11 protein-coding genes are annotated in these 11,516 nt (G+C 58.8%); 9 read left to right on the top strand and 2 right to left on the bottom strand.

The annotated features are described in order from the left end of the window. Positions 1-8: 8 nt before the first annotated feature. Positions 9-2,153: a hydantoinase/oxoprolinase family protein gene (locus J8I87_RS36290; RefSeq protein WP_209937155.1), complete on the bottom strand. Its 2,145-nt coding sequence runs from the start codon at positions 2,151-2,153 to the stop codon at positions 9-11. Positions 2,154-2,695: 542 nt separating this feature from the next. On the opposite strand from J8I87_RS36290, the gene J8I87_RS36285 reads away from it, so the two are divergent. Next, entirely contained in the window at positions 2,696-2,878 is a 183-nt protein-coding gene (locus J8I87_RS36285) for a hypothetical protein (protein ID WP_209937154.1), read from the top strand. Between the two features lie 160 nt (positions 2,879-3,038). Here the strand turns inward: J8I87_RS36285 and J8I87_RS36280 are convergent, their stop codons facing one another. Then, complete coding sequence (locus J8I87_RS36280; RefSeq protein WP_209937153.1) at positions 3,039-3,539, bottom strand: lecithin retinol acyltransferase family protein; 501 nt, start codon at positions 3,537-3,539, stop codon at positions 3,039-3,041. Positions 3,540-3,961: 422 nt separating this feature from the next. Between J8I87_RS36280 and J8I87_RS36275 the strand changes: the two genes are divergently transcribed. From J8I87_RS36275 to J8I87_RS36240, 8 genes are all read left to right on the top strand, one after another. Further along, positions 3,962-5,962 (top strand): sigma-54-dependent Fis family transcriptional regulator, encoded by a 2,001-nt coding sequence (locus J8I87_RS36275; protein WP_209937152.1) that lies wholly within the window; start codon positions 3,962-3,964, stop codon positions 5,960-5,962. A 716-nt stretch (positions 5,963-6,678) separates the two neighbouring features. Next, positions 6,679-7,023 carry a hypothetical protein gene (locus J8I87_RS45185; protein WP_245254406.1) on the top strand — a complete coding sequence of 115 codons (345 nt, stop codon included), beginning with the start codon at positions 6,679-6,681 and terminating at the stop codon, positions 7,021-7,023. Beyond that, on the top strand, positions 6,924-7,325 hold the full coding sequence (locus J8I87_RS46465; protein ID WP_409518866.1) for a tyrosine-type recombinase/integrase: 402 nt from the start codon (positions 6,924-6,926) through the stop codon (positions 7,323-7,325). The genes J8I87_RS45185 and J8I87_RS46465 overlap by 100 nt, the downstream gene beginning before the upstream one ends. Then, complete coding sequence (locus J8I87_RS46460) at positions 7,322-7,558, top strand: tyrosine-type recombinase/integrase (protein ID WP_409518865.1); 237 nt, start codon at positions 7,322-7,324, stop codon at positions 7,556-7,558. The genes J8I87_RS46465 and J8I87_RS46460 overlap by 4 nt, the downstream gene beginning before the upstream one ends. After that, on the top strand, positions 7,555-8,511 hold the full coding sequence (locus J8I87_RS36255; protein ID WP_209937148.1) for a tyrosine-type recombinase/integrase: 957 nt from the start codon (positions 7,555-7,557) through the stop codon (positions 8,509-8,511). The genes J8I87_RS46460 and J8I87_RS36255 overlap by 4 nt, the downstream gene beginning before the upstream one ends. After that, positions 8,508-9,362: a tyrosine-type recombinase/integrase gene (locus tag J8I87_RS36250; RefSeq protein ID WP_209937147.1), complete on the top strand. Its 855-nt coding sequence runs from the start codon at positions 8,508-8,510 to the stop codon at positions 9,360-9,362. Before J8I87_RS36255 ends, J8I87_RS36250 begins: the two co-directional genes overlap by 4 nt. A 686-nt stretch (positions 9,363-10,048) precedes the next feature. Beyond that, positions 10,049-10,390 (top strand): effector-associated constant component EACC1, encoded by a 342-nt coding sequence (locus tag J8I87_RS36245; RefSeq protein WP_209937146.1) that lies wholly within the window; start codon positions 10,049-10,051, stop codon positions 10,388-10,390. A 1-nt stretch (position 10,391) separates the two neighbouring features. Next, positions 10,392-10,907, top strand: coding sequence for a hypothetical protein (locus J8I87_RS36240; RefSeq protein ID WP_209937145.1), 516 nt, complete (start codon positions 10,392-10,394; stop codon positions 10,905-10,907). Positions 10,908-11,516 lie beyond the last annotated feature (609 nt).

Below are 11,516 nucleotides of genomic sequence, written 5' to 3'. Positions count from 1 at the left end.
GGGTCTCCTTACTTCACTTCCTTGAGGTGGAACAGGCGGTGCTTGTCGACCGTCGTCTCGAAACCGTCCGGCACCACAAAGGTGGTGGCATCCGATTCGATGATGGCGGGTCCCACGATATGGTTGCCGGCCTTGAGTGCTTCCATCTTCCAAAGTTCGGCGTCAACCCACTTCTTGTGGCGGTAGAAGGGACGGGTGCCGAGGTAGGCGTCCTTCGGCGGCGTCGGGCCCGCGTCCGGATCTTCTGGCAGCACCGGCTTCTGGGTCACGACGGTACCGCGCAGGATCGCGCCGGTAATCGAGAAGCCCAGTTCCGGTGAGCGAGCGGAGCTGGCATAAACACGGCCGTAGGTGTTCTCGAAGGCTTCGACGATCTTGTCCCAGTCGGAGGCAGTGGCGGCGCTAGTCACCGGCGAGACGATCTCGAGGTCGTTGAGCTGACCCATGTACTGCATCTTGTAGCCGGGTATCAACAGCACATCCTCAGCCTTGTATCCGTTGAGGACGAACTCATCGATGACCTTGACGGCCAGTTCGGACCAGGCTTCCTGTAGATTCTTGCAGGCGGCCTCCTTGTCGGTGGCCGAGGCGAGCTGGGCGACGCCGAGGTCCACTGACTTGTCATAGCGGTACTCGAAGTCGGCGCAGGCGCAGCCGAAGGCCGAAAAGCCGGCCGCCCAGGCGGGCACGACCACGTCCTTGAAGCCAACGCCCTCGGTATAGCCATAGGTGTGTACCGGGCCGGCGCCGCCGTAGGAGAAGCAGGTGAAGTCGGCCGGGTTGTAGCCCTTGGCGCTGATATTGGCGCGCAGATACTCGGACAGGGTCAGGTCGAGAAGCTCGATGACACCGGCGGCGGCATCTTCGACAGACAGACCGAGAGGATCGGCGACCTGTGCCTTGATGTGCTGGCGGGCGCGTTCAACGTCGAGCTTGATCGCGCCGCCCAAGAAGTTCTGAGGGTTCAGGTAGCCGAGTACGACGTGGCAGTCGGACACGGAGACGGTGTCGAGCCCACTCTCTGGCCAGCACGTGCCCACGCGATAGCCCGCGCTATCCGGGCCAAGCTTGATCGACTTGCTATACGGATCGAGGCGCACGAAGCTGCCAGCACCAGCGCCGACGGAATCCATCGCCACCAGCGGCAGGGAGAGGACCAGGCGCGCCATGTCCGGATCCGATTTGATGGCGAAGTTGCCTTTCGTGATCAGGGCCACGTCGAAACTCGTGCCGCCAATGTCGGAGCAGGCGATGTTTTCGTCGCCAAGGGCCTCGCCTAGCAGCTTCGAACCGATGACGCCCCCAATCGGACCGGAGACGATGGTGCGTGCCAGTTCCTTGGCCTTCCAGCTGATGGTTCCGCCGTGCGTGGCCATCACGCGCAGATCGAACTTGGCGCCGTGCTTCTTGAAACGATCGCTCACCTTCTTCAGAGTCTGGCGCGAGGGCTCGGCGCCGTAGGCCTCGAGGATGGTGGTGTTCATGCGGTGGCTTTCCTTGCGCGACGGGTAGTAGTCGACCGACGCAAAAACGGGAATGTCCACAGCCAGTTTCTTCAGTTCCTCCTTGACGATGTCGCGCGCGCGCATCTCGCTCGTCTCGTTCTTATGTGATTGCAGCAGACAGATGACGATGGCCTGGGAGCCGGCTTCCACCAGTTCGTGCGTCGCTTGGCGCACATCTGCCTCACGCAACGGGATGACTACCTTGCCCTGCACGTCGGTTCGCTCGGTGACGCCGCGCGTGCGGGAGACCGGCACCAGGGGCTCGTCATAACGGTGCGTGTTGAGGTGAATGCGGTCCTCGAGGGCGTAGCCTAGATAGCTCTGTAGAGCGCGGCCCATCGAGTGGATCTGCTCGAAGCCGCGATTGCAGATCAGGCCCACATTGAGGCCCTTGCGCATCAGGATGCGGTTAAGCATGGCAGTGCCGGAATAAACGCACGTCGCCAGTTCCGGGTATACGTCGTCGACGCCCCGGCCCCAGTGGGCTAGGGCATCCTGCGACGAGTTATAGATGGCGAGGGATTCGTCGCCGGGGTTGCTCTGCGCTTTGCCGACCACGAAACGGCCGTCCGAGCGGACAAAGAAGGTGTCGGTCATTGTGCCGCCGGCATCGATACCCATCACCTGTACGGTAGATTGCTCCTGCATATTTGTCTCCTGTCATGGCACTGGTCACGGTGGGAATCCCCACAGCCGATATATGGCAAGGGACATGCCAATGCAGTCCGACGTCGACACGGTTGCACGGCAAGCCAATGAAATCAACAAGCTGCCGACGTCTTTCGAGATGACTCACCAGCAGCGAGTACCCGATGTCACTGTCCGGAATCCCGACACCTAGACAGATGCGCCCAGAAATCGGACATCTTTTCGATCTACGTGATATGGAGTACAAAGTTTCTAATTTGGGTGGCCGTTTTCAAGCCGGATTCATCATCGCGACATCAACGCGGCAGTAAAAATTCTCGCGGCGGGCGTCGCCGTCTTGCAGAAGGAATCCCCGTCCTTTCCGCGCTATGCGCGGCAGCCGAAGGCTGAGGGCGGGGAGGACGTCAATGGCCGAATTAAAGGCTATCTGTTAGTGCTGACCGGGCAGTGTCATGGCGTCGGAGAGTTGCGATGCAAAGCAATCGCTGGAACCGCTGTCAGACGCACTTCGAGCGAAACGGTACCAGCCATGAACAAGCGTCATGGCGGACAAGATGTTCAAGGTCAGTGTTGTCGTCGACCGGGATTGGGTCAACCGGCGCAGGTGGAAGACCTTCCCTCAATATCACCTACCGCTGCGCGAAAAGATTGCCACTGCCGTACGACGGCAAGTCACCACATTTTTTGCGCCTTTAGCATGTGGTCGTCGGTCGATTCAAAAATGACCGTAAGCACGGCGGTGCCTAGGATATACGAGGGAATGGGTGGGTTACCGTGCGTCTTGGCAACGATGACGCCATGGCGATGAAAGCGAAATGGCGAGTATTCGTCGGTCCCCGATGCGTGTTCTCATGATCGTCGGAACGACGGCATAGCAGATAGCCTTCAGGTTTGCAGCGGAAAATTGGCGTGTCCAGCAGTCCCCTTCGAAGTCAGGACACTGCTGAGTTGCCGGATGACTTTGACCCCGGCGTCCAATGCGTCAATTGCCCATGACGTCAAAAGATCAATCTGCTCACTGCGATTTTCGCCATACAAACACCACATACAGAAGTGCTCACAGTTGTTCGAGATTAGTCGGTAGCAGTCCTCTCCAAGGCGCGAGTAGGCTCGCCGGACTGCTTCCCGACCAGCGAACCTGGCACCCAGGCTTTGCCTGACCCAGATCGGGTGCCCGTGTGCGAATGCTTTGAGCGTGACTTCCTGCACCGGCCCGCGATGCAGTGACCGGGACAGTCCTGCGTAATGCACAACCTTACCGGCCCCTACATAGAGGCCATGATGCACGTACCCAAGTCGTTCGGTGACGAGATGGCTTCCGATTGTCAGATTCACGTAGGCAACCGGTTCGATAACCACATGCCCTGTCCTCGATAAATCTTTCATGACTGTCACCACATGTCGCTGCCTCTTGCGTCCATTGACTGCACAAGTCGTGCCATAGTGCAGCGGCGCGCCAAAAGCAGAGGCGTGTGCGGACGATCGTGCTCAGGGTCGATTTCTGCGGCGATGGAGGTTGCGGTGCATCATTTTCCCTTGCGTCCGCCATGCGCGCTCATGCCCGTTGAGTGGCGACACTGGATTGTGCGGCGCTTTCAGCGTGGGACATGGCCGTGAGTTCGAAGGAGGGGCTCTTTCCTCTCCGTCCCTCGCTGTCCAGAATTCGGACAGCATGGCGGCAGCATCCGGATTTCGGACACTGTCCGGTTCACTTGCTGCAAAGCACAAGCTGTAGCAGCGAAAGAGGTTTGTTGACTTGCTCGTACCGCCGGACTACAGTCAGACGATCCAATGAGCGCGATGGTCACATGCCGTTTTCACATTGCGGTGTTCTAATCCCCCGCATCAGCGACGAATCGGTCGTGGCGTCTGCCTGGGAGCGCTTTCTGCAGGACAAGCCCCTGGACAGGGAAGGTGTGCGCAACGTTGTCCTCGCGTCCTGGCAACGATGCCGTTCTGAGGCTGTTGATCCGACCAAGCACTCCGCACCCGGGGCCGCTGCCGAACGTGTCCGTCAATTGCAGCGGCTAAACGGCGATCTCTGTGATGCCGCACGTCCGGCACTTGAATACCTGCGTGATATCCTGCGGGAGTGTGGCACCCTGATCATGCTCTGCGACCGGGGCGGCACCGTTCTCCAACTCAATGGTGAGACCCGAGTCCGCAGCGTTGGCGAGGAAATCAATCTGGCCACCGGCGGCTGCTGGAATGAGGAAGTTATCGGCACCAATGCCATCGGGACGGCGATCGTCACTGGATCTGCGGTTCAGATCCATGCCAATGAGCATTTCTGCCTGGACGTCAAGCGCTGGACGTGCGCCGCTGCCCCTATTCTCGACCCCTTTGATCGCTCCCTGCTGGGAGTAGTGGATGTCTCCGGCGTCAAAGAAACGCTTCATGGCCACACACTGGGCCTGGTGGTGGCCGCCGCCAAGCATATCGAGTGCGAGCTTGGTCGCCTGGACGTTGCTCGCCACGAGCGCCTTCTGACCAGAGCGATCGACAGTTTCGTACGTTACGCCAGCGATTACGTTGTTCTCGTCGACAGCCGGGGGCGCATCGTTCGGACTAACGGAAATGCGCAGGCAGCGCGAGATACCCACGACCTGCAATTGCTGCTTCAGGTTGGCAACCAGGTGCCAGGACTTGACCTTGCCCTGTCAGAGGTGGATCGTTGCTGCCAACGTCCTGCATGGCTTCGCCCTGATTGGTTGCATCCGGTGAAGGATCATGAAGGGACCCTGGGTACGATGATTGTGATTCCGCTTGCGGCTGGAAACAGACGTTCTGCCATATCGATACCTAAAGCGATGACGACGCCGGCAAGCGACGACGCTTTTGGCGACATCATTGGGGAAAGCGAGATACTGGTCGCGACCAAGGCACGTGCGCGCCGCGTTGCCACTCTGGACCTCCCGGTCCTGCTCCTCGGCGAAACCGGCGCGGGGAAGGAGCTCTTCGCTCGCGCGCTGCATCGGGCGGGGCGTCGCCCCGCTGGGCCGTTCATTGCTGTCAATTGCGGTGCCTTGACGCGAGAATTGCTGGCGAGCGAGCTTTTCGGCTATGCCGAAGGTGCTTTTACCGGCGCTCGCCGTGGTGGAATGGCAGGCAAGTTCGAGCAAGCCGACGGTGGCACGCTGTTTCTTGATGAAATAGGTGAGATGCCGCTTGATATGCAGCCCCACCTCTTGCGTGTGCTGCAAGATGGCGTCGTGGTCCGCCTGGGTGATACCCGTGAGCGGTGCGTCTCGGTACGCCTGATTGCGGCCACCAACCGTGACCTGCAGAAAGAAGTCACTGCAGGACGCTTCCGTCAAGACCTGTATCACCGTCTCTGCGTTGTCAACCTGCAACTGCCTGCACTGCGCGAGCGGCCCGGTGACATCGAGATAATCGTCGACCATTTCAACAACAAGATGGCACGCAAGTACGGCTGCGAGCCCAAGCTACTTGACCCAGCCGTGGAACGCGCGTTTCTCAATTATAGTTGGCCGGGCAACATACGAGAACTGCAGAACGTCTTCGAGGTCATGTTCGCGCTGAGCGAAAGTAACGTTATTGATGCATCACTCCTACCTCCGCCCATCGCAATGGTCCAAAACCCGCAGGGGATATCTACGCCAACTCCAATTCCTGCTTCTTTCGGCTGCCTGAAGGAAATGGAGAGACAGGCAATACTCGACGCAATTGCGAATGCACACGGAAATATGTCGATGGCCGCCCGGACGCTGGGAATTTCGAGGAGTACGCTGTACGTCAAATTAGCTGCAATCAGGGCGCAGCCTTGCAATTCGAATGCGAGCGTTTAACCAGCTGTGAGGCAGTCGAGATACCGAATGGCGCTGGCCTTAAAAGGATCCACCCGAGCGAGCGTTGCGCTCGACCGGACACCCGGCTGCGCAATTTCGTCTTGCCGGCCTGTTTGCGACGCACCGCATATTCCCCGCCGATGGCTTGGATGTTCTGGTAGTGCAGATGCAGTCCCGCCTTGCTCGCGCCCCGCTGCGCGGGCCACGGCCTCTACGAGCGAAAGTTCCAGCAGTTCGTGCGCGCGCCACTGCTCAACGACTTCGCCGTCAAGCCGCTGCCGCGGCCTCACGACGAAGACTTCCACGACCTGATCGCCGCCCGGTTTGAGCGCGCGGCTTCGATTCTCACATCCAATCTCGATGAAGTATTTGTCCGGCGAAGCACGCATTGCATCGTTTGGCGCGGCAAACTTGGGGTAGCGGCAAGGTACGCGCTTATGCGCTGCAGCGCATAAGCAGTTTTAGGCATAGTGCCGGGTTAGACACAGTTCGCCGGCCATCGACTGCAGCTACGTCCGACCCATGGCGGTTCGCGCCGAACAACACCGGATGCGTCTTCGCATAATACGAGCAAGCTTTTCCGATCGGCCATTCCGGCCGACGGGAGAAGCTGATGGTCAAGACGAATTCTTGTGGTAGATCCGACACCCGGCCAGGAAGCGCTGCCAGGTTGGCTCTGCGCGTCGAATTACCTGCCGAACTGAGTCGATGGGTTGATGATTTCGATCATCATCTATCGCACGTCGTCGGACTCGCGCCGGCGTCTCGCCGGCAATATTGCTTTTTCGTTCGCCGCTTTCTGGCTGAGCACGCTGCCGCAGGCATGCCGGAGCGCCGGGCGCTGTTCGCTGAATGGCTCACTGCTTTCGTTCGCCATGAGGCTGCTCGGCTTCACGGACACTCGCGCAACAAACCCGGAACCGCGATGCGTGCATGGCTCAGGTACCTCGTTTTCCGTGGAGTGGTCGACGCTGGGCTGGACGCCGCGATCCCTTCACTGCCTCGGTGGAAACATGCATCACTGCCGGTGCATCTCACGGTTGAGGAAACTGAGCGAGTGATTGTCGCTGCGTTGGATAGCAGCCCACACGAGTTGCGTAACCATGCCATCGTGCTGATTCTGGCGAGAATGGGATTGCGGGCCTGCGAGGTCAGGCACCTGATGCTCGACGATATCGATTGGGCACAGGCGTACATACGTATCGGCCCCGGGAAATCCCATCGCGAACGCCGATTGCCTGTGCCCCGAGACGTTGGCGAGGCTCTATGTGCATACCTGCAACATGAACGTCCGGCTAGTCACTGTCGGGCGGTCTTTCTTAGCAGCACTCCGCCCTTTGGGCAATTCGCGACTCCTCGGTGATATCGAGCACCGTCCGTCGCGCAATGACCCGAGCGGGCGTGATTGGCATCACCGCCGCCGCACACGCGCTGCGCCATACGGCAGCAACCAGGATGGTGTGCCGCGGGACGAGTTTCAAGGATGTCGCCGATGTGCTGGGGCACTCGTCGTTAGCGACAACGGCGATATACGCGAAGCTTGATGTCGCCACGCTCGTGCAGGTTGCACTGCCGTGGCCGGGAGCGAGATCATGAACGGACACCCGGAATTGCGCAACCACCTTGATGCCTATCTCGCTGTGCGGGAAGCTCTTGGGTTTAACGATGCAGCCAGAAAGGTGCAGTTGCGAAACTTCGTCGAGTATGCGATCGCCGCGGATGGGCGGTGGCCGATCGACGCTCAACTCGCGGTCGACTGGGCATGCGGCCCGTCCGCCGTCCGGGCTCCTGCAGGGCAGGCAAGCCGCCTTTCCACGGTCAGAAGATTCCTGTGCTATCTGCGGGCCAGCGTTCCGGAAACGCAGATTCCCGAGACTGGGTTGATCGCGCGGCCGCAACGGCGTCGGCCCTACATCTTCACGCAACAGGAACTCGTCAGCATTCTTGATGCCGCCGCCGCGATGCGGCCGCGTCGCACGCTGCGGCCACACGTTTACGTGTCGATGATCGGCCTGTTGGCCAGCACAGGCATACGTGCGGGCGAGGCCATTCGATTAACCAGCAACGACGTGCTACTCGACGCCGATCCGCCGAGGATCCTTGTTCTCGAGACCAAGTTTCGAAAGTCGAGGATCGTGCCGCTGCATGCGACCGCGGTGGAGAAGTTGAGAGCCTACGTACAGCTACGCCAGCAACTGGGATATGCGGGGCTGTCGGATCTGTTCTTCATGTCCGAAATCGGAACGGCGATCAACTACGGGTTCCTCGCAACCTGGTTTACACGTACAGCCCGGCAACTGGGCATGCTGCCGTCTTCCGGCGCACGACCGCCAACGCTCCACAGCCTCCGTCACACGTTTGCCGTCGAGCGACTGACCCAATGGTGCCTGGAGGGGGCGCCAGTCCAGCAATGGATACCGAATCTGTCGGTCTATCTGGGACATGTCAGTCCCGTGGAAACGTATTGGTACCTGACCGCGACACCAGCGCTCCTGGTGACTGCCGCGACGGCGTTTCGGGAATATGCCAACCTGGGAGAAGCGCAATGAAGGCCACTACCATGATCGGCCCGCTACTGCAGGGCTTCTTCGTCGAGCATCTGCTTGCCCATAAACACGTCAGCCCGAAGACAGTTTCGAGCTACCGCGACACGTTCCGCATGTTGCTCCAGTTTGTGAGGGATCGAACGCACACCGAGCCTGCGTCATTGCGCGTGGCCGCGCTGGACGCGCCTGTCATTCTGTCGTTTCTCGATCATCTGGAATCTGAGCGATACAATTCGGCGCGCTCGCGCAACGCCAGGCTTGCGGCGATCCGCAGTTTCTTCCGGTGGGCTGCGCTATGCGATCCCGAGTTGGCCGGGCTGGCTACGCGCGTTCTCGCGATACCCACGAAGCGAACCGATCGACGGCTTGTGCAGTCGCTCAGCCGCGCTGAAATCGATGCGGTGCTCGCGGCGCCTGACCGGTCCCAATGGCGCGGACGCCGTGATCATGCATTGTTGCTGACGCTGTATAACACTGGGGCCCGTGTTTCCGAGATCACGGCGCTTCAGCAGGCTCAGGTCCAGTTCGGCAGTACCACGGTCATTAACCTGAAGGGCAAAGGGCGAAAGGAGCGAACCATTCCCTTGTGGTCAAACACTGCCCGAATCCTGAAGGCATGGTTTCATGAGATGGAGGGTACCCACACGTCGATCGCGTTCCCAAGTCACCGCGGCCGGCAGCTATCGCGCAACGGTGTTGACTATATCCTGCAGCAAGCCGTAAGCCGGGCCAGTTCGCCTTGCTCAAGTCTGGTGGGCAAGCGAATTTCTCCGCATGTCATTCGCCATACGACCGGCGCACACCTGCTACAGGCTGGCATCGACATCAGCATCATCGCCCTCTGCAGGGCATAAGCGCGTACCTTGTTGGGCCCCCTATATGGGGACACGCAAGGTGCAGCACCGGTGAGGATGACAATCGGCGGCCAGGATCGTCGCTGACGTCGTCACATTATGCAGGCGGGCGAGCGCGGAGGTGACATGACATTGAAGGCGCAGTGGTACCACGACAGGCTCGCGAAAAAAGTCGCGAGGGCTTTTGTGGCTACCCGGTCGCCACGGTTGCTTTCTATGGGCCCGACGACACGCGAGCAACGCAGGTGTCGGTCGGCATCGTCGCGCACGAAGATGCGGATGCCGATCCTGTTGAGCGATGGTTATGTGAAACCCTCGCCCGCGTAATCCGCCAGGAAGTGAGAGGGTAGATCAAAGGGTTCTACATCAGGCGTGAGCTGACAGGCAGGTCGTCGGCCAAAGCGGACATTGAAGTGCCGGCCCCCGTGAGGCAGATCATCGGCGCTTTGCTGCCGTTCGGGTCGTCGTAGCCTTGAATGTCATTTACCGCTGTCAGTGAATGGGCAACGCTTCGATACGTCGGCCGCAACTCACCAAGCTATAAAAGCACGATCACCATCTGTGCGCTATCGCACATACTGCGAAGCACCATCGGTTATGACTTGAGGGGTAGCAAGCATTGATTTTTTTGATGCCGTGTGGAAACGCGTTGGAACTGTACTAAATTTTTAATGGGAGGTAGAGCCGTGGACGAATATCGCTTGTGTCTCGAATCCGACGAAGAAAGTACCGCTAGCGCGCAAGCGCGAAATTTGGCGGACGAACTTCGACAAATCACCGGCATAGAAAGGGCGGAGCGCGAAAAGAAGACTGAAGGAACAATGGATCTAGGCACCGTTATTTCAATTTTGGCCACATCAGGTGCGACGCTCGCGTTAGCTCAAGGAATTGCTGATTGGTTGCGGTCCCGTCGGGGAACTAAACTGATCGTAGAGCGTGACGCCTCATCAGGCAGTCTGAAGGCGACCATCGAAGGGATTGATCCGGAATCTGCAAAACAAGTCATTGAGGGAGTAACGAGGCTCTAAAATGTCAGGCCTTCTCGAACCAGATACGACAGTTGCGGTGATTCTTGGGGCCAGTGACTGGGCAAAAGCAGGGCTGGCCAGAGCAGGATCATTTCATCGTTCCGCTGCATATTTTCAACGGTACTTGCTTAGCGGGCGACCAGAAGGACTGGGGATCCATCCCGACCTTCTAATGAACCTATTTGACGACACTTCGTCGCCGAGTTCACAACTAACACGACTCAAGAATTTTGTTCAAGTAACCGTCTCTGACAGAAAGGAGACGGACAAGCCTATCGTAGATGTTCTCGTCTACTACGTCGGTCACGGAACTTGCGATCACGGAGATACGCTCCACCTTCTTGTTCGTGAAAGTGAGCAGGGCATGGAAGCTGAATCCAGCATCTCAACTCCTAACCTTGCCCGAGCGTTAAAAATTGCGGCACCGCAACAGCGGCGGATTTGCATATTTGATTGTTGCTTTTCAGAGGCTGCAGTAAAGGCCTTTGCGGGATGGGTGCGTTGGATGAGGCCGTGACAAGAATCGCAGCACAGAACCTTGCTGAATCGTCAAGTCCAAAGCGGGGCACGTTGCTGTTTTGCTCTAGCCCGAAAGGTTCAACTTCTATCGGTCCGCCAAACGCTGCGCGAACGCTTTTTACGGGTGCACTATTGCACCTTCTGCAACAGGGGTGGCATTTCGCCACAAGCCAATGCTCTCGTTCGCAGACGTTGCGACGGACGTCTATCAAACAATGTTGGAGTTACGCGGCGGCGGTTCTAATGTCCCACGTCCAGCCTTGCATCAACCGAACCAATTAGACGGCGATCTTACTCAACTCCCGGCATTTCCGAACGTACGGGATTATGAGAGACAAGAGGCTGAGCGATTGGCAAAAGAGCGTCGAGCGGCTGAGGCGTCGCAACGCGAGGAAGAGCGACGAGCGGATGAAGTCAAGCACCTTGAGGAAGAACTGCACCTAGCAGAGGCAAGACTTCGCGATCACCAGCTTCGGGCAGCTGAGGCGCGCCGTCTCGCGGAAAAGCAGCACGCGGATGAAATTACTCACACGTCAGAAATATAGCGGACAGATTGGTGCCTAAAAAATGATCGAACAAGGCACGGATCCCGCCCGATTTGTGAAAG

Origin of the sequence: Paraburkholderia sp. LEh10, from assembly GCF_017814945.1 — a bacterium.
Classification (GTDB): domain Bacteria; phylum Pseudomonadota; class Gammaproteobacteria; order Burkholderiales; family Burkholderiaceae; genus Paraburkholderia.
Note: the sequence above shows the minus strand (reverse complement) of the source record. Positions and strands in the feature narration are given on the sequence as shown.

What these genes read in the sequence shown, in the direction of transcription:
- J8I87_RS45185 (WP_245254406.1), top strand. Translation starts at nt 6,679, where the DNA reads ATGATTTCGATCATCATCTATCGCACGTCGTCGGACTCGCGCCGGCGT.
- J8I87_RS36275 (WP_209937152.1), top strand. Translation starts at nt 3,962, where the DNA reads ATGCCGTTTTCACATTGCGGTGTTCTAATCCCCCGCATCAGCGACGAA.
- J8I87_RS36255 (WP_209937148.1), top strand. Translation starts at nt 7,555, where the DNA reads ATGAACGGACACCCGGAATTGCGCAACCACCTTGATGCCTATCTCGCT.
- J8I87_RS36290 (WP_209937155.1), bottom strand. Translation starts at nt 2,153, where the DNA reads ATGCAGGAGCAATCTACCGTACAGGTGATGGGTATCGATGCCGGCGGC.
- J8I87_RS36240 (WP_209937145.1), top strand. Translation starts at nt 10,392, where the DNA reads ATGTCAGGCCTTCTCGAACCAGATACGACAGTTGCGGTGATTCTTGGG.
- J8I87_RS36285 (WP_209937154.1), top strand. Translation starts at nt 2,696, where the DNA reads ATGGCGGACAAGATGTTCAAGGTCAGTGTTGTCGTCGACCGGGATTGG.
- J8I87_RS36280 (WP_209937153.1), bottom strand. Translation starts at nt 3,539, where the DNA reads ATGAAAGATTTATCGAGGACAGGGCATGTGGTTATCGAACCGGTTGCC.
- J8I87_RS36250 (WP_209937147.1), top strand. Translation starts at nt 8,508, where the DNA reads ATGAAGGCCACTACCATGATCGGCCCGCTACTGCAGGGCTTCTTCGTC.